We start from the raw sequence: 26,072 nt of genomic DNA on the forward strand, positions 1-26,072 counted from the left end.
CGCTCGATGTCGGCGTACGCCGCCAGGGCCTCGGCTTGCCGGCCGTCGGCGGCGAGCGCGAGCAGCAGCCGCGCCCGCAGTGCCTCGTCCAGCGGCTCGTGTTCGGCGGCGAGCCGGATCGCGGGCAGCACCGCGTGGACGCGCCCGGCCCGCAGGGCGGCGTCGGTCGCCGCCCGGACGGCCGCCAACCGCTCGCCGTCGACAGCGACGAACTCCGGATGAGCCCGACCGCCGGCCCGCAGGTCCGAGGCGCACCGGTCGCGCCACAGCGCCAGCGCCTCCCGGTAGAGCTCCACGGCCGGCTCGCCGGAGCTGCCACCGGCCTGGGCCACCAGGCGCCGGAAACGCAGCAGGTCGAGGGACTCCCCGTCGATCCGCAGCCGGTATTCGGCGCCGTCGCGGATCAGCACCGAGCCCGCCGCCCGCGTCGGCAGGCCCGGCTCGAAGCGCCGCCGGAGCATCCCGATGTGCCGGTGCACCACGTTGACCGCGCTGGGCGGGGGGTCGGCCGCCCAGAGCAGGTCGACGAGTTCGGCGACGCTGACCGCCCCGCCGGCCCGGGCGAGCAGCAACGCCAGGATGAGCCGCTGCTGCCGGGTGCCCAGGTCAATGTCGGACTGGCCGCGCCAGGCCCGGACCGGGCCGAGCACGGCGAAGAAGAGCGGGCCGGTCATTCTGGTGCGAGCCGGGTACGGCTGGGTGCCACGGTCGTCATAGCAGTGCAGGGCCGGCGCCGCGGGACAGGCGCGTCGCGGCAATGTGACCTCCGACCCACCGGCCGGCTCGCCGGCCCGCGGAGTCATCCCCGCTCAGGACGCGTCGAGACCGGTGCGCAGGGCGCGCAGCGCGTAGTGGGTCCGGGACTTGACCGTGCCGATCGGCACTCCCAGCCGGCCCGCGACCTCCTCCGGTGACCGCCCCACCAGGTACACCTCGGAGAGCAGACTGCGCTGCGCCGGGCTCAGCCGGCCGAGCGCGTGGCGGATGGCGTACGAGGCGAGCGCGGTGCCGGTGGTGTCGTCACCGGCGGGAATCCAGGTCATGTCGACGAGATGGACCTCGGCCGGGCGACCTCGGCGCAGCCGGACACCGTCGATGACGAGCCGCCGGGCGACGGTGAGGAGCCACCGTCGGGCGGCATCGGGCTCTGCCGGCACCGAGTCGAGATGCCGCCAGGCCCGGAGCATCGTCTCCTGGAGCAGGTCCTCGGCGGTCTGCCGCTGGCCGCGGGTCAGCACGAGCAGGAGACGCAGCACCGCGCGGGCGTGGTCCGCATGCAGCGCGGTCATGCGCTCGGCCGGGCCGGCCGGTGATTCGAGGGGTGCCCGTAGCACGATGTTTCCCCCACAGGCAGGAGCAACGGTGAATGAGGCCCGAGCCTAGGGACGGCCGATGCGAATGCACTGATCCGTGAGTGCGGATCGAGTGCCGTCGCCGACCGCGATCGGTCACGGACGCGGCGTGACCACCGCGAGGAGGCCGGCCAGCCGCCGGCCGGTCCGGCTCTGCGCGTACGGGATCAGGGCCAGCGCCTCCTGCCAGGCGCGCGCCGCGGCGTCCTGGTCTCCGCCGGCGGCGAGGGCGTCGCCGACCAGCGCCAGCACCTCCGCGGCCGGCGCCGCGGCAGAGGCCTCCTGGTAGGCGACGGCCGCCTCGCGCCAGCAGCCGACCGCCTGTCCCAGCTCCCGGCGGGCGGCATGCACCCGGCCGAGCACCTCCCACGCCTCGGCGACACCCAACCTGTACCGCGCTGCGCGCGACAGCGCCATCGCAGGTCGTGGGTGCGGTAGCGGCCCGGCAGGTCCTCGCTGACCAGGTGCGCGCGGCTCAGCTCGCCGAGCAGTGCCCGCGCGCTCCGCAGCGGGACGCCGGCCACGCCCGCTGCCGCGGCGGTCGAGATGTCGGGGCCGGGATGGACCGGCAGCAGCCGGAAGAGCCGGGCGGCCGGGGCGGAGAGCGCCTGGTAGGACCAGGAGAAGACGGCACGCAGGCCGGTCTGCGGGTCGTCGCCGTCGAAGCCGTCCAGACTCCCGGGCGCTCGGGCCAGCTCCGCGGCGATCTGCGCCGGTGGCGTCACCGGCAGGGTTGCCGCGCGGGCGGCCACCACGGCCAGCGCGAGCGGAAGCCGCCCGCAGCTGGCGATGATGGCGTCGATCGCGGCCGGGTCCGCCGCGAGGCGGCCGGCGCCGAGCGGCCGCAGGAGCGCAGCGCGGGCCTCCTCGACGCTCGGCAGCCCGACCGGCAACGGGTGGGCGCCGGCCGTGGTCAGCAGGACGCTGAGCCGGCTGCGGCTGGTGACGATCACCAGACAGCCCGGGCTGCCCGGCAGCAGGTGCCGGATCTGCTCGGCGTCCCGGCAGTTGTCGAGCACGATCAGCATGCGCCGGCCGGCAAGGCTGCTGCGGTACATGCCCACCTGGGCGTGCAGCTCGGCCGGAATGCCCTCCTGGGGCACCCCGAGCGAGCCGAGGAATCCGCGTAGCGCCTCCGCCGGGCTCATCGCCGGCTCCCGCCCGTCGTATCCGCGCAGGTCGGCATAGAGCTGCCCGTCCGGGTAGCCGGCGGCGAACCCGTGGGCGAGGTGGACCGCGAGCGCGGTCTTGCCGATCCCGGGCATGCCATCGATCGCGAGCACCGCCGGTCCGCCCGGGCGCGCGACCGCCGCGCGGGCCTCGGCGATGAGGTCGTCCCGCCCGCTGAAGAAGGGCAGGTCCGGTGGCAGCTGCGCGGGCCGGGGAAGTGACGGCGGCGACCCGGTACGCACCGGCTGGATGCGCTGGTGCAGCAGCCGGTCGTACGCCTCCCGCAGCTCCCCGCCCGGGTCGATGCCGAGGTCGTCGGCGAGCCGGCGGCGCACCATCCGGTACATCTCGACGGCTTCCGCCTGACGGCCGTCGGCGGCGAGCGCCAGCAGCAACCGGCTCTGCAGCGACTCGTCGAGCGGGTGCTGCTCGGCGGCCTGCCGCAACGGCGCCAGCACCGCGCCCAGCCGGCCGCAGCGCTCGGCGGCGTCGGCGGCCTCGCGCACGGCCTGGACACGTTCGGCCTCCACGGCGAGGAACGTGGGATGCCGGCGGGAGGCCGGTTCCAGGCCCGCGGCGCACCGGCCGCGCCACAGCCGCAGCCCGTCGAGGGAATGCCGCAGCGCCGCCTCCGGGTCGCCGTCCTGCAGACGCCGGCCCGCCAGCCGGCTCAGCGACCGGAACTTCAGCAGGTCAAGGGACTCCTCGTCGGCGCGCAGCCGATAGCCTGCGAGGTCCCGGAGGATGTGCCGGCCCGCCGACCGGGTGGGCAGGCCGGGCTCCAGCAGCCGCCGGAGCACCCCGACGTGCCGGTGCACGACGTTCGCGGCGCTGGCCGGTGCCTCCTCGTCCCAGAGCAGGTCGATCAACTCGGTCAGGGAGACCGGGGAACCGGCCCGGGCCAGCAGCAAGGCGAGCACCAGGCGTTGCTGGCGAGCGCCCAGGTGCAGCTCGGCGCCAGCGCGGACGACCCTGACGGAGCCGAGCACCGAGAAGCCGATCGTCTCGCCCGCCGCCGCCCGCACAGCGGCAACGGTAACCGGCCGACCCGCCACGACCTGCGGTCGGGCGCCCGGCTTCGTCGTGGCACTACGGCTCGCTACGCCGACGCGCGAGATGAACGGTGATGTCGGCGGCGATCTCGACCGTCTCGGGCAGGACCCGCATGATCCGGCTGTACACCTGCTCCCGCTCCGCGGCCGGCAGGACGAGGTAGGCCGAGATGGTGGAGAGGAGACCCACGTAGTCGCGGGCTGTCATCGTCAGGCGCCGCTCGATCACGGACTGCTGGACATCGGCGAACCACTGCGACCGTTGAAGCTCCGTGCCCGGCCACTGCATGTCATCTCCCGGCGGCGTCCCGTCCGGAGACGGAACCTCGTCGCTCGCCAGGAACGGTGCCCGGGCCGCGCGTACAGCCTCCTCCACCGCCGGGTCGGCCAGCTGGACCGGCCCACCGAACGAGGCGAACACCCCGCCCGGCTCCACCAGCGCGGCCACGCGGGACCACCGGCCCTCCGGGTTCGTCCAGTGCAACGCGGCTGCCGCGTAGACCAGCCCGTAGCTCTCGCCCGGTCGCAGGTCCTCGAACGCGGCCCGCACGGTCCTGACGTCTGCCGGCACGTGCCTGCGCAGCTCGGCGAGCATGGCCACGTCGGGCTCCGTCGCGGTGACCGCGACCCCCCGCTGAGCGAGCAGCCGGGTCGCCTTGCCCGTCCCGGCGCCGATCTCCAGGGCGGTCCGGACGGGCCGACCCGCGTACGTCATCACCGTGTCGAAGAGCGCCGCGGGACACCCCGGCCGGAACCGTTCGTACGCTTCCGCCACCACCCCGAAGCTCAGTGCGCGATCCGACATGTCGAGCATGCTGGCACGATCCGGGCCGTCGACGCGCGGCCTTTCGGCGCCACCCATCCACCCGATCACGGGCGCTGCCTCACGGCAGCGGTCGGCTGCGGCGGCCCGTCGCGAATCCCGCTACCGCCGTGACGGCGCGGCCGCCTACCCTCGCCCCGTGGCCCGGACCCGCAAGCGGAGGATTCGCGTCGACGGCGCCGACTACCGATGGACGGTCCGTCACGTCGACCCCGGTCACGTCGTCGTCAGGGTCTGGCACGTCGCACCCGGGCGGGGCACACGATTGGAGGCCCTGGTGGCCTTCGACGACCCGTGGCTCAACTATGGACCGATCATCACCGCGTCTTCGGACCGGGTGGCCGAGGTCTTCGCCCTGGAGCCGGTCACGCCGCGGTTGGTCGCGGGACTGATCCAGCAGGCGGTCGCCGCCGGCTGGCCCGCTCAGGGTGAATCGGTGAAGTAGGCGGCGCTGGCGCGTGATCCGGGCGCGGAGCACCCTCCGGACCGCGTCGCGGGCCCGGCGGCGCCGCCTCAGCTGATGAGCGGATATCTGGTGTCGCGTGCGCCGCCGGGTGTTCCGGCTGCCGTCGAAACTCGGGTGCGGGCGACGCCGCCTCGCCCTTAGGCTCCCGCTCGACGGGCAGGTAAGGCGTCAGCGGGATCGGAGATGAGCACGGGGATGACTTGTCAACTGTTCGCGGTCAGCTTCGATGCGAGCCAACCTCTGCGGCTCGCGCGGTTCTGGTCCGGGGTCCTGGGCCGGGAGGTGGCCGATGATCCGTACGACGGTGTCGCGCTCCTGCCCGATGACGACGTCGGGTTCCGGATCCGCTTCCTTCCGACCCGGAGTGAGAAGGTCGGCCAGAACCGGTCGCACTTCGACCTGACGAGCACCTCGCTGGAAGACCAGCGGCAGACGGTCGCCAGGGCGCTGGAACTGGGCGCGCGGCACATCGACATCGGCCAACGCCCGGACGAGGACCATGTGGTGCTCGCCGACCCCGACGGCAACGAGTTCTGCGTCATCGGGCCCGGCAACAACTTCCTCGCCGGCTGCGGATTCATCGGAGCGCTGTCCTGCGACGGCACGCAGGAGGTCGGCTACTTCTGGAGCGAGGCGCTGGGGTGGCCGCTGGTCTGGGACCAGGACCAGGAGACCGCGATCCGCTCACCGCTCGGCGGTCCGAAGATCACCTGGGGTGGCCCCCCGCTGATGCCGAGGACGGGCAAGCAACGACTGCACCTCGACCTCGTTCCACCTGTCGACGGCGACCAGCAGGCGGAGGTCGACCGTCTGCTCTCCCTCGGGGCGACTCGGATCGACATCGGCCAGGGCGACGCCAGCTGGGTGGTGATGGCCGACCCCGACGGCAACGAGTTCTGTGTGTTGCCGTCCCGGTAGGGCAGCCCGACCGATAACCAGAAGCTTGAGCCTCACCGGCGGTGCGGGTCCAGCCGTGCGCCGTGAGGCAGGGCGGCGGATCATCAATTGGTTGTTTGGGGCGACGGCGAGGCGGATTGCGAACGAGGCTCACCGGTCGGCTCTCCCGTCGGTTCCACGGACGGTCCGCTGGAACGGGCTCGCGACGGCGTAGCGGATGTCGCGGCAGGCCCGTTGTCGCGTGACCGCAGGGAGCCGGCGGGCCCAGGTTCGGACGATCGGGACGCGGGCGTGGTCAGGTCCGGGTCGGCGGGTGCGTTCCGCGCTCTTGTCGGCGTGCGCGGAGAGTCACCGCCGCCGGAATTCGGATCTGACCGGACCACGGACGGCGGTGGCACCCCGGACGGGCCGGGCGACCACCCGGCGGGATCAGCCAGCGCCACGGCGGCTGCCGCAGCGGCCGCAAGCGCCAGGACGATGCCGGCGACCGCCCGCCGTCGGCCGGCCGCCCGCGCGGGGGGTCCAGCGACCAGCGGTAGCTGGCGCGTCGTGGGGCTGGCGGCTCGCGGTACGGCCGGAGCCGCGAGCGCAGTAGCCGTCCGCCCATCGGCTGAGTCGGCGATCGCGTCCGCGGTGGCGGCCATGGCCGCGGCGGTCGGAATCCGATGATCGGCGTTCTTGGCCATGGCGGAGGCGACCAGGTCGCGGACGGCTGCCGGGACGTCATCGGGCAGCGGGGGCGGCTCCTCCTCGAGGCGGCGCAGCGCCACGGCGACGGGGTTGTCACCGGCGAACGGAGGACGGCCGGCGAGGCAGTGATACGCCACGCACCCGAGCGCGTAGATGTCCACGGCGGGACCGATGACGCCGCTTCTGGTCAGCTGCTCCGGCGCCATGTAGAGGGCCGTGCCGACAACCTGGTTCGCCGCCGTCAGTTCTGTCGCGTCCGGAGACAGCGCGATGCCGAAGTCGACGAGGACGACGTGCCCGTCCGGCTCGATGATGAGGTTGCCCGGTTTGACGTCACGGTGCACCACGTTGACATCGTGAGCGGCCTGCAGGGCGCGGGCGGTCTGCGCGACGATCGACAGTGTCTCGGTGGCGCTGAGGCGACCGGCCTCCGCGATCCGCTCCGACAGCGACTGGCCCTGCACGTACGCCATCACGATGAAGGCGAGACCGGATGCGCCGGGCAGGGTGGTTTCGCCGTAGTCGTAGACCTCCGCGACACCGGGATGCCGCAGCGCCGCCATCGCCCGCGCCTCTCGCCGGAAACGCTCACCGGCACTCGCGTCTGTCATGACCCGGCTGTGCAGCACCTTGACGGCCACGGTCCGCTTCAGCGTCTGGTCGACAGCGCGCCACACCTCACCCATGCCGCCGGCCGCGATCCGATCGACCAGGCGATAACGGTCGCCGATGAGATCCCCCACGTCTGGCATCCGGTTTCCGTACCCCAGGTGCTGCTCTTTCAAGCAGGCGTCCTCACTCGCGGGACCGACGGCGGGCTCAGCGGCGGTCGGCTGAAGTAAGAGAAGCGCGCCGCACCGGCGAGGTCGCGGCGGCGCACGCGCAGCCGGTCGGCTGAACCGACGCCGGTGCGGTCGAGCGTCGGGTGCGGCCGCGAGGCCTTCTGGAATCGCCGGGTCCCGGAGTTTGATCCGCCCTCCCGGGTCTTGCTTTGATCACAGCGGTCGACGGCACGTGAGGCGAAGCGGGGAGGTGCGGAGCATGGCGGCCAGACGGTCCCTGGGCCGCTCGTTCGGATGGCTGTGGGCGTCCTACGCGGTCAGCGCCTACGGCTCGGCGCTCGGGTTCGGCGCGTTGCCGCTGATCGCCGTGCTGGTGCTGGATGCCAGCCCCGCTCAGGTGTCCGCGCTGTCCGCGGTGGGGCCGGCGGTGGGCGCGCTGATCGCGTTGCCGCTCGGGCCGTGGGTGGAGTTCCGCCGCAAGCGGCCGGTGATGATCGGGATGGACCTGGCCCGGTTCGCGGTCATGATGACGATCCCGGTCGCCTACGCCTTCGGCCGGCTCAGTTTCGTCCAGTTACTTGTCGTGTCGGCCGTGGTCGCCGCCGCCAAGATCGCCTTCGGTGCGGCCAGCGGCGCCTACCTCAAGGCGCTCGTCCGGCCGGACGACCTGCTCGTGGCCAACGCGCGGTTCGAGTCGACGACGTGGAGTTCCATCGCCGTCGGTCCGCCGCTGGGCGGCGCGGCCATCGGCCTGTTCGGGCCCGTCACCACCGTGGTGGCCGACGCGCTCAGCTACCTGTTGTCCGCGCTGGGCGTCACGGCGATCCGCGGCTCGGAGGAACCCCCGCGGCGAACCGACAGGAGTCGGGTCCGGGCCGGCGAGTTGCTCGACGGCTGGCGGCATCTCCTGGCCCATCCCGGCCTGCGGGCGCTCTACCTCAACCAGCTTCTCGTCAGCGGACTGATCATGGCCACCGAGCCGCTGCTGGCCGTGCTCCTGCTCCGCCAGCTCGGATTCCCGCCCTGGCAGTACGGCCTCGCCTTCGCCGCCCCCTGCCTCGGCGGGCTCATCGGCTCACGCCTCGCCCGCCGTGTCGTGGCGCGGTACGGCCAACACCGGATCCTCCGTACGGTCGGCACGCTGCGCGCGGTCTGGCTGATCGGCCTCGCCTTCGTGCAGCCCGGTGTCGCCGGCCTCGCGACGGTGATCGCCGTCGAGCTCGCGATCATCATCAGCATGAGCCTGTACAACCCGGTGCTCGCCACCTACCGACTGGAGCACACCCCCGGGGACCGCATCGCCCGCACCCTGTCGGCCTGGTCGATCAGCAGCAGCGCCGCCATCGCCGTCCTGAGCGCGCTCGGTGGACTGCTCGCCGGCGTCACCAGCCCGCGCACGGCCATCGCGGTCGCGGGCCTGCTGATCCTCGCCAGCCCGCTGCTGCTGCCCCGCCGCCTGGATTCCGCACCCGTACCCGACCGTGAGCTGGCAGCAGCCGGTGTCCGACAACCGGCGGCAGGCGGTTCGCCGGAAGCCGGGTGACGGGGCACCGAGGGGCGAGCCCGGTCGATCGCTGGTGGATCGACCGGGCTCGTCGGTTGGTGCCGGTCAGGCGAGGTCGAACCGGTCGAGTTCCATGACCTTGGTCCAGGCTGCGACGAAGTCGGCCACGAACTTGTCGCGGGCGTCCTCGCTGGCGTAGACCTCGGCGAGGGCGCGCAGCTGGGAGTTGGAGCCGAAGATGAGGTCGACCGCGGTGGCGGTCCACTTCACCTCGTCGGTGGCCAGGTCGCGGATCTCGTAGACGTGCTCCTCGGACTCCGACGCCTTCCACCGGGTGCCCGGGGAGAGCAGGTTGGCGAAGAAGTCGTTGGTGAGCACGCCGGGCCGGTCGGTGAGGACGCCGTGCCGCGCGCCGCCGACGTTGGCCCCGAGGGAGCGCAGACCGCCGACGAGGACGGTCATCTCCGGGGCGCTCAGGTTGAGCATGTAGGCACGGTCGACGAGCAGCACCTCCGGCTGGGTCTTCTCGCCGGCACGCAGGTAGTTGCGGAACCCGTCGGCGCGCGGCTCGAGGACCGCGAAGGACTCGACGTCGGTCTGCTCCTGGCTGGCGTCGGTGCGGCCCGGGCGGAACGGCACGGTCACCTCGACGCCGGCGTCGCGCGCCGCCTTCTCGACGGCGGCCGAGCCGGCCAGCACGATCAGGTCCGCGAGCGAGATCTGCGCGCCGCCGGCGGCGTTGAACTCCCGCTGGATGCCCTCGAGGGTCTGCAGGACGGTCGCGAGCTGCTCGGGCTGGTTGACCTCCCAGCTGCGCTGCGGCTCCAGCCGGATGCGCGCGCCGTTGGCGCCGCCGCGCTTGTCGGTGGACCGGTAGCTCGCCGCGGAGGCCCAGGCGGTGGAGACCAGCTGAGCGGTCGTGAGGCCGGACTCCAGGACCTTCGCCTTGAGGGCGGCCACGTCGGCGTCACCCACGAGCTCGTGGTCGACGGCCGGAACCGGGTCCTGCCACAGCTGGGGCTCCGGGACCCACGGCCCGAGGAAGCGGCTGACCGGACCCATGTCGCGGTGCAGCAGCTTGTACCAGGCCTTGGCGAACGCCAGCGCGAACTCGTCGGGGTTCTCCAGGAAACGGCGGGAGATCTTCTCGTACGCCGGGTCGACGCGCAGCGCCAGGTCGGTCGTGAGCATCGTCGGCTTGTGCTTCTTCGACGGGTCGTGGGCGTCCGGAATGATCGCCTCGGCGTCCTTGGCGACCCACTGCTTGGCGCCGCCCGGGCTCGTGGTGAGCTCCCACTCGTTGCCGAAGAGGATCTCGAAGAAGCGGTTGCTCCACTGCGTCGGCCGGTCGGTCCACGTCACCTCGAGACCGCTGGTGATCGCGTCGGCGCCCTTGCCGCTGCCGTAGGTGCTCAGCCAGCCCAGGCCCTGCGCCTCCAGCGGGGCGGCCTCCGGCTCGGGGCCCACGTGGTCGTCGGCGACGCCGGCGCCGTGGGTCTTGCCGAAGGTGTGGCCACCGGCGATGAGGGCGACGGTCTCCTCGTCGTTCATCGCCATCCGGCGGAAGGTCTCGCGGATGAAGTGCGCCGCGGCGGCGGGGTCCGCGTTGCCGCGCGGGCCCTCCGGGTTGACGTAGATGAGGCCCATCTCGGTCGCGCCGACGCCGGGCGTCATCTCCTTCTCGGAGGCGTAGCGCTCGTCGCCGAGCCAGGTGTCCTCCGGGCCCCAGAAGATCTCCTCGGGCTCCCAGACGTCCTCCCGGCCGAAGCCGAAGCCGAAGGTCTTGAAGCCCATCGACTCCAGGGCGACGTTGCCGGCGAGCACGAGCAGGTCGGCCCACGAGATCTTCTGGCCGTACTTCTGCTTGACCGGCCACAGCAGCCGGCGGGCCTTGTCCAGGTTGGCGTTGTCCGGCCAGCTGTTGAGCGGGGCGAACCGCTGACCACCGTCGCCGGCGCCGCCGCGGCCGTCCTCGATGCGGTAGGTGCCCGCGGCGTGCCAGCTCATCCGGATCATCAGGCCGCCGTAGTGGCCGAAGTCGGCCGGCCACCAGTCCTGCGAGGTGGTGAGGACGTTGATGATGTCCTGCTTGAGGGCCTCGACGTCGAGCTTGGCGAACTCCTTGGCGTAGCTGAAGTCCGCCCCCAGCGGGTTGCCCTTGGGCGAGTGCGCGTGCAGCACCGACAGGTCGAGCTGGTTGGGCCACCAGTCCCGGTTGGTGCGCGGACGCCCCCCGGTCTTCGGGGTCGGCGAGTCGATCGCCGGGTTCTCGCTCTCGCTGCCGTGCGCGGTCACGGAGTCGTGCGCGACCGGGCAGCCGGCCGCCTCCTTCTTGTCCACGCCCTGCGCGCTGGAGGGAGCGTTGTCCTGGATGTCGCTCATCTACTTCCTTCCGAACTGGTGGATCACTGGGACGTGCGGTCGGTCGCGCAGTCGGGGCAGGTGCCCCAGTAGACGACCTCCGCCTCGTCGACCACGAACCCGTGGTCGTCCGAGGCGGTGAGACAGGGAGCATGGCCGACGGCGCAGTCGACGTCGGCGATCGCGCCGCAGGAGCGGCACACGACGTGATGGTGGTTGTCCCCCACCCGCGACTCGTAGCGGGCGGTCGCCCGGGCAGGCTGGATGCGGCGCACCAGACCGGCGTCGGTGAGCGCACGAAGCACGTCGTACACCGCTTGGTGGGACACCGTGGGATGATCCGCCCGTACCAGCGCGATCACGGTGTCGGTGTCGATGTGGGGGTGGTCGTGCAGCGCGGTGAGCACCGCCAACCGGGGCCGGGTCACGCGCAACGAGACCGCCCGCAGCTGGGCCTCGAAGTCGGACGTCATGCCCCGAACATAGCCCACTCTTCTGGAATGAATCAAGTTTTCCCGAGATTGCCGATCCCGGGGCGGACGGCTGCGGCCCGATGCGCCGAACGGGATTGCGGAGATAAACGATCTTCGGCGGCTGTGCCGGCACCGGAGCCCATGCCGACGTCGTGGACGGGGCCCCGGTACTCATCATGACCACAGGCGGGATGGCCGCCGGAAGGCTGACCGACGCGCGGGCGCTCACCGACGGCACCTGCCGGTTCTGGTTCCCGGTTCCCCGGGTCCCGACCGGGCAGGACGCCTACCTGGTCATGGTCGCCGACCGGGACACCCGCCAGTACGCCGAACAGGAGCTGGCCGGCGCGCTGGTCAGCCCGCGCCTCGACTGAGACCGGTCAGCGGTTCGGCTGCCCCAGGTACATCAGGTGCAGCGTCATCCCGGCGTCGGCGTGCTTCAGGTTGTGGCAGTGGTTGGCCCACATCCCCGGGTTGTCGGCCTGGAACGCCACCTCCCAGACGTCACCGGGGCGTACGTCGAAGGAGTCCAACCAGAGTGGACTTCCGGTCGCCGGTTCTCCGTTGCGCGACAGCACCAGGACGTGATGGCCGTGCAGATGCCACGGGTGCACGGCCTGAGACCGGTTCACGATCGTGAACTTCACGATGTCGCCGAGGCGTACGACCTGCGGCGGGATGTCCGGATCGGCCGCGCCGTTGACGGTGTGGGCGTATCGCGGCAGCAGTCCGTGCAGGTCGAGGCCGCGGTCGAGCACGAGGGTGAACTTCCGGTCGAACCGGGACCACGGCACCGGAGAACCGGCACCGTAGGTGAGCGGATCCAGCACCGGCCACCCGCCGGTCGCCTTCGACACCGGTCCGGTCGAGTAGACCGCCCGTCCGTCGACGAACAGCGCCACCGGCGTGGCGGGCGCGGTGAACACCAGGTCGTAGCGTCCGCCGGCCGGGATCAGCACGGCGGTGTCCGCGAGCGATGTCGGGCCGTGCAGGTCGGATCCGTCGATCGCGGCGACCCGGAACGGGGTCCCGGCCAGGGCGTACCGGTGTGTCGTGCTGTCGGTGTTGATCAGGCGCAGCCGCACGGGCGTCCCCGCCGCGACCGGCTCCGTGCTCGTTGCCGGCAGCGGAATGCCGGCGAGGGTGTGCACCGGCACCGTGACGTCGATGCCGGCCACCGGGGCCGGGCGCACCACCAGGACACCGTAGAGCCCCATCCGCACGCCGACGTCGGACACCGCATGCGTGTGGTACCAGTACGTGCCGGCCTGATCGGCGCGGAACCGGTAGACGAACTCCTGTCCGGGCAGCACCGCCGCCTGCGTCACGCCGGGCACCCCGTCCTGACTGTTCGGCACGTCGTACCCGTGCCAGTGCAGCGTGACACCACGCGCGATGTCCCGGTTGCGGAGCCTCACCTCCAGGACGTCGCCGACCGTGGCGGTCAGCTCCGGCCCGGGAACCTGCCCGTTGAACGCCCACGCCGCGACGTCCCGGCCGCTCGCCCTCACCGTCGCCGTCGCGGCCGTCAGGGTCACCCGCCTGGTCGGTTCGCCGACGGTCCGCGCATCCCCAGGTCCGTGATCATGTGGTACGCCGGGAGCGGCCCCCGGGGCGGCGGCCAGCCCGGTTCCGGCCAGCAGTGCCGCGACCGCCACGGTGAGGGCAGCCCGGGAGACGGTCCGGGACGGAGGCGCGCCGAGCAGCCGCCACGACACCGCGGTCGCCCCGACGACCCCGGCGACCGCGAGCAGGCCCGCGTCGGCCGACGCCGGGTAGCCGTGCAGGACCGTCACGAGCAGGGCGCTGCTGTCGGCGTACCCGGCGAAGAGAAGCGGGACCGCGACGGACCGGATGTCGCCCGGGGCCCGCAGCAGCCGCGGCCCGGCGACGACCACCGCCGCGAGCGAGAGCGGCGCGGCGATGAGCACCTTCTCCGCCGCGAACCACCAGCCGGCGCGGGCGAGCGCGGTGATCGTGATCGCGCGGGCGAGCGTGGCGAGCAGCGCGAGGGCGGCCAGCCCCAGTGCGAGCGGACGGCGTCGGGCGGCCGACGCGGCGCCGCCGCCCAGCCATCCGGCGGCCGCGAGGACCGCGATGACCAGGTCGGCCGCGAGCAGCGAGCCGGTGCTCATGCCGGCTCCGCTTCCCGGACGGTCACCGGGGTGGTTTCCGCCTGTTCCGGGCGAGCCAGCTGTCGCGCTCCCCTCAGGACGTTGACCACGACGTGCACCGCGACGATTCCGTTGACCGCGTGCAGCCCGGCGATGGTCAGGCCGAACGGGGTGCTGGTGCCCGCCGCGTCGGTGGACCCGTTGGCGAGCGCGGCCAGGAGCGCCTGCACGACGACGAGACCGAGCGGCAGGACGGCCAGCCCGACGAGCCGGCCCGGCGCCTTCGCCAGCACGGCGAACAGGACGGTGAGCAGGGTGAGGACGGGGATGATCGCCATCCCGTTGAGGCTGTGCAGGGCGTAGGCGCCGTCGCCCGCGGGTTTCGTGAACGCGCCCACGGCGGCGAAGACGAACTGCAGGGCGAACGAGGCGAGCGACAGGGCGCTGACGACGACGAAGACCTTGCGCATGGTGACCTCCTAGAGGTGAGCTGAGGACAGTGCCCGGGCGACATGGTCGGTGGCCGTGATCGCGCCGTACGCGACCAGCCGCACGAGGTCGGCGTCGCCCGGATGCGAAAGCCGCCAGAGGGCGACGTCGCCCGCGCTGATCCCGCTGGGCGCGAACGCCGCCAGCAGCGCGATCCGGGTCCCGACGCGGTCCGCGCCGGGCACGTCCCGGACGAGATCGACGGCCCACTCCGCGGGCCGGGCCGGGAACTGTCCGTCCTCCCAGCGCACGGTCGCCGCGACGGTGCGGCGGGCCACGTCCCCCAGGAGGTCCCCGCCGCGCAGGGCGGCGGTCCGCAACGTCGCGTACGCGACGCCCACCGGCCGGTCCCCCGCCCAGGCCGGGGGCGCCGTCGTGCCGGCGTCGAGCAGCGGGAGGCTGCGGCCGGGCTCCTTCGGCTCCCGGGCCGTCCTGGCGTAGAGCCGGCCCCCGACCGACCGCACCACCGGGGACCGTTGCAGGCCGCCGGGCAGCAGATCCGGGTCGAGCAACGCCGACACGACCCGGTTGATGAAGTGGAAGGCGAGCAGGGTGCCGGTGACCTCGGGGCGGTACCGGCCGGTCCAGGCGGCGGACGCGGGGCTGCGGCTGGCCTCGGCCCAGCGGACGAGCTCGGCGTGCCTCGGCTCCGGTGGCGTCCCGCCCCGGGCGATGACCTCGGCCAGCGCGTGCTCGCCGAGCGCGTGCAGCAGCATCACGTGGGCGTCGACGCAGAACCGGCAGCGGTTGGCCCGGGACACCGCCGACGCGACGAGCTCGCGGTCGACCCGGGACGCGTCCCCGGCGAGCAGGGCCTCACGCATCAGCGCCCAGGTCGCGGCCAGCAGCTCCGGCACGGCCGAGAGCGCCTGGAAGGTGGGCACCGGCCCGAGGAACTCGTCCCGCAGCTGCCGGTAGACCTCCGCGGTGAGACCGGTCGCGCCCGCCGCTCTCGCGGGGGTGAAGAAGCGGTATGTCATGGGCTCGATGCTCGCCTCGGCGGGCCGGGAAAGCGTCGTGCCGCCGCAGGCACTTGCCCGGCCGCCGATACCGCGTCCGCGGTACGCCCAGCTACCACGGGCGCGGGATGCTCCACCGACGACAGCCGTTCTACAGTTCGGCCATGCGCCGTGATCTGCCGTACGCCCTCAGCGGCCTCGCCCTCGGCGTCCTCCTGCTGGGCGACGCCGCGCTCGCGCCGGACGCCGCCACGGTGCGGGTGGTCGACGTCGCCCTGGTCCTGGTCATGGCGGCGGCCCTGGCGGTCTGCCGGCGGTACCCGGTGGTGGCGCTGGGCGTGGTGACCGCCACCATGCTGGCCGTCCACGTCCGCGTACACCCCGGGGTGTCGGCCGCGTTCCCGGTCCTCGGCGTGGTCTACCTCGCCGCCTGGCGGGGGCACCGGTCCGCCGCCATGCTGACCAGCCTGGTCTTCCTCGGCGGCTTCCTGACCCGCGACATCTCGGTCGCGCCCGCCGGCCGGCCCGGCCAGCAGATCGCCGAGCGGACCGCCCTGCTGCTGGGCTGGTTCGTGGCGGCCAACGTCGCCGGGCTCGTCGCGCGGCAGCACCGGGCGTACCTGGAACAGGTCGAGCAGCGGGCGATCGAGGCGGAACGCACCCGCGAGGAGATGGCGTTGCGCCGTGCCGGCGAGGAGCGCCTGCGTATCGCCCGCGACCTGCACGACTCGCTGACCCACAACATCTCCGTGATCAAGGTGCAGACCGGGATCGCCGTGCACCTGGCCCGCAAGCACGGCGAGGAACCGTCGGCCACGCTGCTCGCGATCCAGGAGGCCAGCAGCGCCGCGATGCGGGAACTGCGGGCGACGCTGGACGTCCTGCGCGCACCCTCCGACGAGGACCCCGTCGGGCTGGCCCGGGTGGGCGAACTCGCCCAGCGGACCCGGGCGGCCGGCGTGCCGGTGCAGGTGACCGTCACCGGTCAGCCCCGGGACCTGCCCGCCGAGGTCGACCAGGCCGGGTATCGCGTCGTCCAGGAGGCCCTGACCAACGTGGCCCGCCACGCCGGCCCCGCCACCGCCCAGATCCACGTCGAGTACGCCCCGGCGCAGCTGACCGTGTCGGTGACCGACGACGGACAGGCGTCGCCGGCCCGGCCGGTGACACCGGGTGTGGGCCTGCGCGGCATGCGGGAACGGGTCACCGGACTGGACGGCACGCTCCAGGCGGTCGCCCGCGACGGCGGCGGGTTCGTGGTACGGGCCACCTTCCCGCTGGGCGGAGCCGGCACGACCGGGCGCTCGCGCGAGGTCCCGTCCGCCCAGCCCGCCACGGATCGGGGCTGAGATGATCCGGGTCCTGCTCGCCGACGACCAGGCGCTCATGCGGGCCGGATTCCGGGCACTGCTCGACGCGGAGGACGGTCTGGAGGTCGTCGGGGAGGCCGCCGACGGCGCTTCGGCCGTCCAGCTGTCGCGGCACCTGCGGCCGGACGTCGTGCTGATGGACGTGCAGATGCCGGGACTCGACGGCATCGAAGCCACCCGGCGCCTCGCCGCCGAGCCCGACCTCGCGGCGGTCCGCGTCCTCATCCTCACCAACTACGGGCTCGACTCCTACGTCTTCGCCGCGCTCCGCGCGGGCGCCAGCGGGTTCCTCCTCAAGGACGCCGACCCCGCCGACCTGCTGCAGGCCATCGCCGTCGTGGCCCGCGGCGACGCGCTGCTCGCCCCCGCGGTCACGCGTACGCTCATCAGCGAGTTCGTCGCCGGTCCCCCACCGTCCGACCCGGCGGCCGGACGCGACGTGCTGACCTCCCGCGAGCAGGAGATCGTCGAGCTCGTCGCCCGGGGACTGAGCAACGACGAGATCGCCGGACGCATGGTGATCAGTCCGTTGACCGCCAAGACACACGTCAACCGGGCGATGACGAAGCTGCACTGCCGCGACCGCGCCCAACTGGTCGTGTGGGCGTACGAGGCGGGGTTGATAACGCCGCGTCGCCGGTGACAGCCGGCCGGCGGGATGCCGGTACGCCGTCGCCGGCGGCACCGTGGGCACCAGCGGTCGCGGTAGGTTGCACAGTCATGGCCACGAGCGCCGGCGTCCGCCAGGAACTCGCCAGCCTCGCCGACCCGCGTCGGGCGGAGGCGTCGAGCCGGTTCCTGCAGATGGTCCCGGGCGGCTACGGCGAGGGTGACACAGCCATCGGTGTTTCCGTGCCGGAGCAGCGCCGGGTGGCCGCCCGGTACTGGCGCGACCTCTCCCTGGCCGACACGGCGGAGCTGCTGACCGGCGGCGTGCACGAGGAGCGGCTCACGGCGCTGCTCATCCTGGTGCGGAAGTTCACCAAGGGCGATGAGACCGAACGCGGCCAGATCGTCGACGTCGTCCTGGCCAACACCGCCCACATCGACAACTGGGACCTGGTGGACTCGTCTGCCCCGTACATCGTCGGGCCCTGGCTGATCGACAAGGACCGGAGCGTCCTGGACCGGTTGGCCGCGTCGAGCCTGGTGTGGGACCGGCGCATCGCCGTCATGGCGACGTTTGCCTTCATCCGGGCCGGCGACTTCGACTGGACCTTCCGCCTCGCTGATCGGCTCCTGCGCGACCCGCACGACCTCGTCCACAAGGCGGTGGGCTGGATGCTGCGCGAGGTGGGCAACCGCGACCGGGCGGCCGAGGAGGAGTTTCTGGCCTCCCGTTACCGGGAGATGCCGCGGGTCATGCTGCGGTACGCGATCGAGAAGTTCGACCCGCAGCGACGTGGCGAGTACCTGTCCGGCCGGGTCTAGCGGGTGAGAACCTCGGCTCCGTCGTCGGTGATGGCGATCGTGTGCTCGCTGTGCGCGGTCCGGCAGCCCGTCGCGCTCCGGAGCGTCCAGCCGTCGGCATCGGTGACGAGTTCGGCGGTGTCCGCCATGACCCACGGCTCCAGTGCCAGCAGCAGCCCGGGGCGCAGCCGGTAGCCGCGACCGGGCCGCCCCGTGTTGGAGACGTGCGGGTCCTGGTGCATCGTCGATCCGACGCCGTGACCGCCGAACTCGGTGTTGATCGAATATCCCGCCCCGCGGAGGACCGAGCCGATGGCATGGGAGATGTCACCGATGCGAGCCCCCGGTCCGGCCGCGGCGATCCCCGCGCTCAATGCCCGCTCGGTCGCGTCGATCAGGGCGACGCTCTCCGCGGGCTTCGAGTCGCCCACGATGAAGCTGACGGCGGAGTCGGCGACGACCCCGCCGCTGGAGACGGCGAGGTCGAGCGACAGCAGGTCGCCGTCGGCAAGCGTGTAGTCGTACGGCCGTCCGTGGAGCACCGCGTCGTTGACCGACGTACAGATGTAGTGGCCGAACGGCCCGCGTCCGAAGGACGGCTCGTAGTCGACGTAGCAGGACTCCGCTCCGGCCTCGGTGATCATGTCGTGTGCCCACCGGTCGATGTCCCGAAGGTTCGTGCCCACCCCGCAGCGACTGCGCAGCGTCCGCAGGATGTGGGCGACCAGGGCGCCGGCCTCCCTGGCTCGCGGCAGTTCGGTGGGGTCCAGGATCTCGATCATGCGGCGCCTTACTCGTGCGACCAATAAATATCCCGGCCATACTATCCCGGTACTAGAATCGCGTCATGGTCAGGTTTCCGCTCACTCCCGCGGAGGTCGAGCGCGGGCAGCGCCTGGGCGCCCTTCTGCGACGTGCCCGGGGGGAGAGATCGATGCTCCACACCGCGCTGGACGCAGGTGTCTCACCGGAGACCCTTCGGAAGATCGAGTCCGGTCGCGTAGCCACCCCTGCCTTCCCGACCATCGCCGCGATCGCCGACGTTCTCGGCCTCTCCCTCGATGCCGTCTGGGCGGAGATCAACCCGTCAGACGGCAGGGTCGGACTCGCAGGATCAGGTCGCCACGCAGGTGAGCGGTTGGCCTCGTAGGTCCCGACCCCGCACCCACCGGGCGGCACGTGCCACCGCGACGACCGGCCGCGCGACGCCGGGCACCGCCTTGACCAGGTGACCACACCGGTGATACCGAGATCAGCACGCCGGCGCCTGCCGAGCCGCGCGACGCACCCCACGGGGAGACATCAGGATGCTCGACTCTGCGACGACCCAGGTGATCCCGCGGGTCCCGCCGCCACGCCGCCGCCGGCGGCGCCTCCCGCTGCTGATCAGCATCCTGATGGCCCTGCTCCTGCTCGCCGCCGCGCTGGTGGCGGTCGAACCGCTGCGCCACCCGCTGCCCGCGCCGACCGTCACGCGGACGCTGCCCGCGTCGACCGTCGTCCCCGGCAAGGCGCCGACGGTGCCGTGGCCGCAGTCCGGGCAGGCCGCCCTCTACGTGGAGGGCGTCGGATCCATCGGCACCTCGGGCGGCAGCGAGCCGTTGCCCATCGGAAGCGTGGCCAAGGTGATGACCGCGTACGTCATCCTGACCGCACATCCCCTGGACCGGGGCGAGCACGGGCCGAAGCTGACGGTCAGCGCGGCGCAGGCAGCCGCGTACCCGAGCGAGCTCGCGCGCGGCGAGTCCCTCATCCGCGTCACCGCGGGCGCGGTCTTCACCGAGCGGCAGGCGCTCCAGGCGGTGCTGCTGCCGTCGGCGAACAACATGGCGCGGATCCTTGCCGCCTGGGACGCCGGCAGCATCGACGCGTTCGTCGACAAGATGAACGACACGGCCGCCGAGTTCGGCATGCGGGACACCCGCTACACCGACCCGTCCGGGCTCAGTCCGGCGACCGTCAGCACCGCCGCCGACCAGGTGATCCTCGCCCGCAAGGCGATGGCGTTACCCGCGTTCGCGGAGATCGTGGCCCAGAAGAAGGCCACCCTGCCCGTCGCCGGCGAGGTCAAGAACTACAACTCGCTGGTCGGCCGCAACGGCGTCGTGGGGATCAAGACCGGGTCCACCGACGAGGCCGGCGGATGCCTGTCGTTCGCGTTCGTCGTCACCGTCGGCGGCCGTAAGATCACCGTCGTGGGTGCCGTCCTCGGGCAGCCCGGCGCGAACACCCCGGTCCAGTTGGAGCGGGTCTTCCGGGTGACCGGCTCGCTGATCCGCAGCGCCACCTCCACGATCAAGCTCCACCCGGTCGTGCGGGCCGGCGACCCGGTCGCCACCGTACGCGGGCCGCTCGGCGCCGAGACCACGCTGCAGGCCGCGAAGGACCTGTCCGTGGTCGGCTGGCCCGGCCTCCGCGTCAAGCTGGACACCGACATCCCGGCCGTGCCGGCCGAGCTGCCCGCCGGCACCGAACACGGCCGGGTCACCGCCGTCGCCGGCGGCGGCAAGCCCGTCACGACCCCGCTCCAGTCCGGCGTACGGCTCGAATCCCCGAGCACCTGGGACCGCATCCGCAGGCACCGCTGACCCGGCGGGAGCCGCCTGCGGTGTCGACCCGGTGCCTGCCGCCGAACCCGGGCGCGCACGACCTGCGCTGTTCTCCGTCGTACGCTGCGTCTCGCACGTGATGGCAGGAGGTTGAGGTGGCCGACACGACGCTGGCCGAGGTGATGGCCGAGCTGGCCGAGCTGGAGGACCCGAAGACCCGCGAGGTGAACGAGAGACACGGTGACGATCACGGCGTGAACCTCGGCAAGCTGCGCGCCCTCGCGAAGCGGCTGAAGACGCAGCAGGAGCTGGCGTGCCAGCTCTGGGAGACGGGTGACACCGCAGCGCGACTGCTGGCGATCCTGGTCTGCCGCCCGAAGGCGTTCGAGCGTGACGAGTTGGACGTCATGCTGCGCGAGGCGCGCACACCCAAGGTGCACGACTGGCTCGTGAACAACGTGGTGAAGAAGAACCCGCACTCCGAGGAGCTGCGCCTGGCCTGGTCCGCCGATCCGGATCCGGCGGTCGCGAGTGCCGGCTGGGCGCTGACCACCGAACGCGTGGCGAGGAAGCCCGAGGGCCTCGACCTCGCAGCGCTGCTCGACGTCATCGAGGCGGAGATGAAGGACGCCCCGGATCGCCTGCAGTGGGCGATGAACCACTGCCTGGCGCAGATCGGGATCGAGCACGCCGAGCACCGCGCCCGCGCTATCGGCATCGGCGAGCGCCTGGCGGTGCTCAAGGACTATCCGACCTCCCCGGGCTGCACCTCTCCGTTCGCGCCCGTCTGGATCACCGAGATGGTGCGCCGACAGCAGGACAGCTAGGACTGCCCATGGTGAGTCTCGTTGCCAGCCTCCTGTGCATCGCGCTGCTCAACCTTGCGGCGTCGCTGGCCCTGCTCTGGATCTGCATCCGCCTCCCGGAGGGCATCCGGCGACTACGGCACCACCTGACCAGGAAACGATCTCGCCGGCTACGGGACCATCCGTTGCTTCAGGCTCCGCCAGAGATGGATCGACGAGAAGAGACTCTGTGGCGGCCCGAGCTCTACGACTGACAGTCAGGCGCTGGAGCCCGCGCGGAGAAGCTGTCATTTGTCGTGGGTCGGAGGGTCATCTCCGGACGGGACCGTACGGGATCATGGGATCCTGCCCGGCATGGCCGAACCGATCAGCTCCCCGCTCGCCGATGCCGAACTGGCCGCCTTCGTCGAGGCCGTCCGGCAGGATCCCGGGCCTCCTGCCCGTGCGGTGGGAGCGGCGGCTCTGCGACGCGCGCAACGGCTCCGTGTCGAAGCCCGCCCCCCGGGGCCCGAGATAGCCCGGGTCGAGAATCTGGCGGTCGGTTCGGCCGCCGTGGGAGCGCGCCTCTACCGGCCGTCGCCGTCGGCTCAGCCCCTGGTGGTGTTCCTCCACGGCGGGATGTGGACAATCGGCGATCTTGAGTCGCACGACCGGGCGTGTCGCCGCCTGGCGCTCAGGACCGGTACGGCCGTGCTGAGCGTCGACTTCCGACGGGCTCCGGAGCACCCGTGGCCGGCCGCGGTCGATGACTGCGTGGACGTCATCCGGTGGGCGGCGACAAGCGGGGGTTCGAGCGCCGGCATCGGGGGCCCGCCGGTCGTCATGGGCGACAGCTCCGGCGGGAACCTCGCCGCGCTCGCCTGCCTGCGCCTGCGGGACGAGGGCGGCCCACTGCCGGCCGCTCAGATCCTGGTGTATCCCAACACCGATCTGACACTCTCCTGTCCCAGCGCGCGGACGAAGGCCACGGGTTGGGGCCTGACCACCGACGACGTCGCATGGGGGGCCGAGCAATGGGTCCCGGACCCCTCCCGGCGCGCCGCCGCCGACGTCAGTCCGCTGTTCGCCGCGGACCTCAGCGGGCTGCCGCCCGCCGTTGTCGTCTCTGCGGAACACGATCCGCTTCGGGATGAGGGCAACGCCTATGCGGCCCGGCTGGCGGCCGCGGACGTTCCGGTCCGGCACCGCTGCGAGGCCGGCATGGTGCACGGATTCCTCACCCTCGACACCGTCTCGCCCGCCGCCGCGGCTGCCGGAGACCGAGTCTTCGCTGACGTCGCCGATCTCGTCGTCCGGCTCCGGTGACGTCGATCAGGCGGCGCGGGCCTCGGGGCGCTCGACCAGGGCGCCGCGTTCGAACCGGGCACCGATCGCGTGGGCGGCGGCCCCACCGTTGACCAGTACGGAAAGAGCGACCCCGGCGCGCACCGCCGAATTTGCCACTCCACCGATTTGCGAGAAACGGTTTCTGTCCGCAGCGGGGAAGAACAACAGGTAAGCCGTCCCACTTTAACGTATATCGCACCGGGGGCCTTGCCGCAAGACCCGGGTCGTGCCGCAGAATCGTCGGCCGGACCCGGGAACGGGCGGAGAAATGGGGCACGACGTGCGGGTGTTGTTGTCAACCTATGTGGGGCGCGGTGGCCTCGAAAGACTGGTGGCCGCGGGGGTGCGAGTCCGTCCGATCGGCGCAGCGATGCGGGTGTGCGCGCCGCCCGGCGGGGCGGAGCCGCCGGCCGGCAGTAAGCGGGAAAGGCAAGGCGAGATGAGTACGACCCCAAGAGGTTCGCTCGAATGCGAGACGCCGGTGACCCATCCGGTCAGTGGAGTTCAGCGGAGGACGGCCGACACGGAGGTAGCGCGATGAGCGAGCAGTACGTGTTGGGTCTGCACGAGGTCGACGAGACGCGGGTCGCGATCGCCGGCGGCAAGGGCGCGCACCTGGGGGCGTTGTCGCGGATCGACGGCCTTCGCGTGCCGGCTGGCTTCTGCGTGACGACGGACGCCTTCCGCCGGATCCTGGCCGAAGCGCCGTCGATCGACGACCGGCTCGATCAGCTGTCGCGCCTGAACCCGGACGATCGGGCGGCGATCCGCACGCTCAGCGCGGAGATCCGCCGGACCATCGAAGAGACCCCCCTCCCCGGGGAGCTGGCGGCGGCGATCACCCGGGCTCTCGCCCAGCTCGGTGAGGAAGCTGCCTACGCCGTCCGATCCAGCGCGACGGCGGAGGACCTGCCGACGGCCTCGTTCGCGGGCCAGCAGGACACGTACCTGAACGTCATGGGGCCGGCGGCGATCCTCCGGCACGTCAGGCGCTGCTGGGCCTCGCTCTTCACCGAGCGGGCCGTGACCTACCGTCAGCGGAGCGGCATCGACCACCGCGCGGTCCACATGGCCGTTGTCGTGCAGAAGATGGTCTTCCCGCAGGCGGCCGGCGTCCTGTTCACGGCCGACCCCGTCACGTCCAACCGGAAGGTCGCCTCCGTGGAGGCCAGCTTCGGCCTCGGCGAGGCTCTGGTCTCCGGGCTGGTGAACGCGGACGCCTACAAGGTGCGGGACGATGAGCTCATCGACAGGGCGATCGCCACCAAGCGGCTCGCCATCCACGCCCTGCCGGCGGGCGGGACGACGGAACAGGAGATCGACCCGGAGCGGCAGGACCAGCCGGCGCTGACGGACGCGCAGGTCGTGCGGCTGGTGCAGCTGGGCCGGCGGATCGAAGCACACTTCGGCCACCCCCAGGACATCGAATGGTGCCTGGTCGACGACGGCTTCCAGATCGTCCAGAGCCGGCCGATCACCACGCTGTTTCCCGTCCCCGAGACCGGCGACGGAGAGAACCACGTCTACCTCTCCGTCGGTCATCAGCAGATGATGACGGACGCCATGAAACCTCTGGGGCTCTCCATGTGGCAGCTGACGGCCCTCGCGCCGATGCAGGACGCCGGTGGGAGACTGTTCGTCGACGCCACCCGGCAACTGGCATCGCCTGCGAGCCGCGCCAGGCTGCTGGAGCTCGCGGGACGATCCGATCCGCTGACCAGGGATGCGCTGGAGACCGTCATCGACCGCGGCGACTTCATCCCGTCGCTCCCCGATCAGGCTCCCGCGGGGCCGCCCGCCGGCGGCGCGCCCGCCCCGATCGAGACCGATCCGGCCATCGTCACCGACCTGATCGAACGCAGCGAGGCGTCCATCGCCACCTTGCAGCGCGACATCGGGACGAAGTCCGGGCCCGCGCTGTTCGACTTCCTGCTGGCTGCCTTCGAGGAGCACAAGCGGCTCCTGCGTGATCCGCAGACCATGCAGGTGATCATGGCGGGGATGGAGGCCACGTGGTGGCTCAACGAGCAACTGCACGCGTGGCTGGGCGAGAAGAACGCGGCCGACACGCTCACGTTGTCCGCGCCCCACAACGTCACGTCGGAGATGGGTCTGGCGCTCCTGGACGTCGCCGACGTCATCCGCCCGCATCCGGAGGTGGTGGCCTTCCTGCAGGAGGTCGAGGACGAGGGCTTCCTGGATGAGCTGGCCAAGCTCCCGGGCGGCCCAGAAGCGCGAGACGCCATCGGGGCCTACCTCGACAGGTACGGCATGCGCTGCGTCGGCGAGATCGACATCACGAGGCCGCGCTGGAGCGAACGCCCCAGCACGCTCGTGCCCGTCATCCTCGACAACATCAGGAACTTCGACCCGGGCGCGAGCAGGCGGCGCTTCGAGCAGGGGCGCCAGGCGGCGGCGAAGAAGGAACAGGACGTCCTGGAGCAGCTGCGGGCCCTGCCGGACGGGCAGCGCAAGGCCGAAGAGACCAAGCGGATGATCGACCGGGTCCGCACCTTCATCGGGTACCGGGAGTATCCGAAGTACGCCATTGTCAGCCGCTACTTCGTCTACAAGCGGGCCCTGCTGGAAGAGGCCGAGCGCCTCGTGCACGCCGACGTGCTCCGTGAGAAGGAGGACATCTTCTACTTGACGTTCCAGGAGCTTCACGACGTCGTCCGTACGCACCAGGCAGATGATCAGCTCATCCAGCGGCGGAAGGACGAGTTCCGGTCGTATCAGGCGCTCACACCGCCGCGGGTGCTCACCTCGGAAGGTGAGGGCATCGCCGGGGCGTACCGACGCGACGGTGTGCCGGCCGGCGCGCTGGTCGGCCTCGCGGTCTCCGGCGGGATCGTCGAGGGCCGGGCGCGCGTCATCCTGGACATGGCCGAGGCCGATCTCGAACCAGGCGACATCCTGGTCACCCCCTACACCGACCCGAGTTGGTCTCCCCTGTTCGTCGCGGTCGAGGGACTGGTGACGGAGGTGGGCGGCCTCATGACCCACGGGGCGGTGATCGCCCGGGAGTACGGCCTGCCCGCCGTCGTCGGTGTGGAACGTGCGACCAAGCTGATCAAGGACGGCCAGCGGATTCGCGTGCACGGAACCGACGGGTACGTCGAGATCCTGCCTTGACCGACCACCGACCGAGACGGTTGTTCGTAGCCGGCCCGATGCGACGCTGAGCGGCGACACCGAACAGCGGGTACGCGCAGTAGACATGCCTGCCGTCAGGCGCTCCACTCCGTTGCGATGCTTGTGGAGTTGCCTTGGTGGACACCGGCGGTGGCGCAGCGGCGCCGGATCGCTGCCGGAACCCGACTACTGCGCGGCCCGCTGCTCCATGCCGATGCCGAACACCCACGACGGCGCTCCGGGCCCTGGCCAGCATCGGCAGCGCGAGGGAGAACTGGTGTTGTGCCACCTTGATGAACCGAGGTGGCGATCGTCGAGCGGCGCTGGGCGCGCGGCCGGGGCCG

The 26,072-nt window shown here is 72.2% G+C and carries 25 protein-coding genes; 13 read left to right on the top strand and 12 right to left on the bottom strand.

Annotation, left to right across the window (positions count from 1 at the left end; all coding sequences use genetic code 11):
• The 4 genes from B0E53_RS00495 to B0E53_RS00510 form a co-directional block, all read right to left on the bottom strand.
• A partial coding sequence (locus B0E53_RS00495; protein WP_210405838.1) for a BTAD domain-containing putative transcriptional regulator occupies positions 1 to 674 on the bottom strand: 674 nt, incomplete at its 3' end.
• A 135-nt stretch (positions 675 to 809) separates the two neighbouring features.
• Complete coding sequence (locus B0E53_RS00500; protein ID WP_107074094.1) at positions 810 to 1,289, bottom strand: sigma-70 family RNA polymerase sigma factor; 480 nt, start codon at positions 1,287 to 1,289, stop codon at positions 810 to 812.
• Positions 1,290 to 1,519: 230 nt separating this feature from the next.
• Positions 1,520 to 3,547 (bottom strand): BTAD domain-containing putative transcriptional regulator, encoded by a 2,028-nt coding sequence (locus B0E53_RS00505; RefSeq protein ID WP_210405839.1) that lies wholly within the window; start codon positions 3,545 to 3,547, stop codon positions 1,520 to 1,522.
• Positions 3,548 to 3,611: 64 nt separating this feature from the next.
• Positions 3,612 to 4,379: a class I SAM-dependent methyltransferase gene (locus B0E53_RS00510; protein WP_107074186.1), complete on the bottom strand. Its 768-nt coding sequence runs from the start codon at positions 4,377 to 4,379 to the stop codon at positions 3,612 to 3,614.
• 157 nt (positions 4,380 to 4,536) lie between these two features.
• Here B0E53_RS00510 and B0E53_RS38365 point away from each other — a divergent pair, with 157 nt between their 5' ends.
• Positions 4,537 to 4,842 (top strand): hypothetical protein, encoded by a 306-nt coding sequence (locus B0E53_RS38365; protein ID WP_146167528.1) that lies wholly within the window; start codon positions 4,537 to 4,539, stop codon positions 4,840 to 4,842.
• A gap of 216 nt (positions 4,843 to 5,058) precedes the next feature.
• A complete protein-coding gene (locus B0E53_RS00520) occupies positions 5,059 to 5,781 on the top strand; it encodes a VOC family protein (protein WP_107074097.1) in 723 nt (240 codons plus the stop codon).
• A gap of 83 nt (positions 5,782 to 5,864) precedes the next feature.
• Here B0E53_RS00520 and B0E53_RS00525 read toward each other — a convergent pair whose 3' ends face one another.
• Positions 5,865 to 7,235, bottom strand: a complete 1,371-nt coding sequence (locus B0E53_RS00525; protein ID WP_246835134.1) for a serine/threonine-protein kinase — start codon at positions 7,233 to 7,235, stop codon at positions 5,865 to 5,867.
• 256 nt (positions 7,236 to 7,491) lie between these two features.
• On the opposite strand from B0E53_RS00525, the gene B0E53_RS00530 reads away from it, so the two are divergent.
• On the top strand, positions 7,492 to 8,775 hold the full coding sequence (locus tag B0E53_RS00530; RefSeq protein ID WP_107074099.1) for an MFS transporter: 1,284 nt from the start codon (positions 7,492 to 7,494) through the stop codon (positions 8,773 to 8,775).
• Positions 8,776 to 8,841: 66 nt separating this feature from the next.
• Here the strand turns inward: B0E53_RS00530 and katG are convergent, their stop codons facing one another.
• Both katG and B0E53_RS00540 read right to left on the bottom strand, forming a co-directional pair.
• Positions 8,842 to 11,118 (bottom strand): catalase/peroxidase HPI, encoded by a 2,277-nt coding sequence (gene katG / locus B0E53_RS00535; RefSeq protein WP_107074100.1) that lies wholly within the window; start codon positions 11,116 to 11,118, stop codon positions 8,842 to 8,844.
• 23 nt (positions 11,119 to 11,141) lie between these two features.
• Positions 11,142 to 11,570, bottom strand: coding sequence for a Fur family transcriptional regulator (locus tag B0E53_RS00540; RefSeq protein ID WP_107074101.1), 429 nt, complete (start codon positions 11,568 to 11,570; stop codon positions 11,142 to 11,144).
• A 191-nt stretch (positions 11,571 to 11,761) separates the two neighbouring features.
• Between B0E53_RS00540 and B0E53_RS00545 the strand changes: the two genes are divergently transcribed.
• Positions 11,762 to 11,944 carry a hypothetical protein gene (locus tag B0E53_RS00545; RefSeq protein ID WP_146167529.1) on the top strand — a complete coding sequence of 61 codons (183 nt, stop codon included), beginning with the start codon at positions 11,762 to 11,764 and terminating at the stop codon, positions 11,942 to 11,944.
• A 6-nt stretch (positions 11,945 to 11,950) separates the two neighbouring features.
• Here the strand turns inward: B0E53_RS00545 and B0E53_RS00550 are convergent, their stop codons facing one another.
• The 3 genes from B0E53_RS00550 to B0E53_RS00560 are packed head-to-tail and all read right to left on the bottom strand — an operon-like array spanning position 11,951 to position 15,153.
• A complete protein-coding gene (locus tag B0E53_RS00550; protein ID WP_107074103.1) occupies positions 11,951 to 13,705 on the bottom strand; it encodes a multicopper oxidase family protein in 1,755 nt (584 codons plus the stop codon).
• Positions 13,702 to 14,154 (bottom strand): DUF6220 domain-containing protein, encoded by a 453-nt coding sequence (locus B0E53_RS00555; RefSeq protein WP_107074104.1) that lies wholly within the window; start codon positions 14,152 to 14,154, stop codon positions 13,702 to 13,704. The genes B0E53_RS00550 and B0E53_RS00555 overlap by 4 nt, the downstream gene beginning before the upstream one ends.
• A gap of 9 nt (positions 14,155 to 14,163) precedes the next feature.
• Entirely contained in the window at positions 14,164 to 15,153 is a 990-nt protein-coding gene (locus B0E53_RS00560; RefSeq protein ID WP_107074105.1) for a carboxymuconolactone decarboxylase family protein, read from the bottom strand.
• 143 nt (positions 15,154 to 15,296) lie between these two features.
• Between B0E53_RS00560 and B0E53_RS00565 the strand changes: the two genes are divergently transcribed.
• The 3 genes from B0E53_RS00565 to B0E53_RS00575 all read left to right on the top strand — a co-directional run bounded on the left by B0E53_RS00565 (position 15,297) and on the right by B0E53_RS00575 (position 17,933).
• Positions 15,297 to 16,481, top strand: coding sequence for a sensor histidine kinase (locus B0E53_RS00565; RefSeq protein ID WP_246835135.1), 1,185 nt, complete (start codon positions 15,297 to 15,299; stop codon positions 16,479 to 16,481).
• A 1-nt stretch (position 16,482) separates the two neighbouring features.
• Entirely contained in the window at positions 16,483 to 17,145 is a 663-nt protein-coding gene (locus tag B0E53_RS00570) for a response regulator transcription factor (RefSeq protein WP_107074107.1), read from the top strand.
• Positions 17,146 to 17,222: 77 nt separating this feature from the next.
• Positions 17,223 to 17,933, top strand: coding sequence for a DNA alkylation repair protein (locus B0E53_RS00575; protein WP_107074108.1), 711 nt, complete (start codon positions 17,223 to 17,225; stop codon positions 17,931 to 17,933).
• Here the strand turns inward: B0E53_RS00575 and map are convergent.
• A complete protein-coding gene (map, locus tag B0E53_RS00580) occupies positions 17,930 to 18,694 on the bottom strand; it encodes a type I methionyl aminopeptidase (RefSeq protein ID WP_107074109.1) in 765 nt (254 codons plus the stop codon). The two genes, B0E53_RS00575 and map, sit on opposite strands and share 4 nt — an antisense overlap.
• Positions 18,695 to 18,759: 65 nt before the next feature.
• Between map and B0E53_RS00585 the strand changes: the two genes are divergently transcribed.
• From B0E53_RS00585 to B0E53_RS00605, 5 genes are all read left to right on the top strand, one after another.
• Positions 18,760 to 19,062 (top strand): helix-turn-helix transcriptional regulator, encoded by a 303-nt coding sequence (locus B0E53_RS00585; protein WP_107074110.1) that lies wholly within the window; start codon positions 18,760 to 18,762, stop codon positions 19,060 to 19,062.
• Positions 19,063 to 19,219: 157 nt separating this feature from the next.
• On the top strand, positions 19,220 to 20,500 hold the full coding sequence (locus tag B0E53_RS00590) for a D-alanyl-D-alanine carboxypeptidase (RefSeq protein WP_107074111.1): 1,281 nt from the start codon (positions 19,220 to 19,222) through the stop codon (positions 20,498 to 20,500).
• Between the two features lie 143 nt (positions 20,501 to 20,643).
• The gene (locus tag B0E53_RS00595; protein WP_107074187.1) at positions 20,644 to 21,288 is read left to right on the top strand and encodes a DNA alkylation repair protein; all 645 of its coding nucleotides are present in this window, start codon (positions 20,644 to 20,646) and stop codon (positions 21,286 to 21,288) included.
• Positions 21,289 to 21,296: 8 nt separating this feature from the next.
• Entirely contained in the window at positions 21,297 to 21,521 is a 225-nt protein-coding gene (locus tag B0E53_RS00600) for a hypothetical protein (protein WP_107074112.1), read from the top strand.
• Positions 21,522 to 21,621: 100 nt separating this feature from the next.
• Positions 21,622 to 22,572: an alpha/beta hydrolase gene (locus B0E53_RS00605; protein ID WP_107074113.1), complete on the top strand. Its 951-nt coding sequence runs from the start codon at positions 21,622 to 21,624 to the stop codon at positions 22,570 to 22,572.
• A 6-nt stretch (positions 22,573 to 22,578) separates the two neighbouring features.
• On the opposite strand, the gene B0E53_RS39975 is transcribed toward B0E53_RS00605, so the two are convergent.
• On the bottom strand, positions 22,579 to 22,710 hold the full coding sequence (locus B0E53_RS39975; RefSeq protein WP_281492817.1) for a hypothetical protein: 132 nt from the start codon (positions 22,708 to 22,710) through the stop codon (positions 22,579 to 22,581).
• A 420-nt stretch (positions 22,711 to 23,130) separates the two neighbouring features.
• Here B0E53_RS39975 and rph point away from each other — a divergent pair, with 420 nt between their 5' ends.
• On the top strand, positions 23,131 to 25,728 hold the full coding sequence (gene rph / locus B0E53_RS00610) for a rifamycin-inactivating phosphotransferase (RefSeq protein ID WP_107074114.1): 2,598 nt from the start codon (positions 23,131 to 23,133) through the stop codon (positions 25,726 to 25,728).
• Positions 25,729 to 26,072: the final 344 nt, after the last annotated feature.

The sequence above is a fragment of the Micromonospora sp. MH33 genome (assembly GCF_003013775.1).
In the GTDB taxonomy this organism is placed as follows: Bacteria; Actinomycetota; Actinomycetes; order Mycobacteriales; family Micromonosporaceae; genus Micromonospora; species Micromonospora fulviviridis.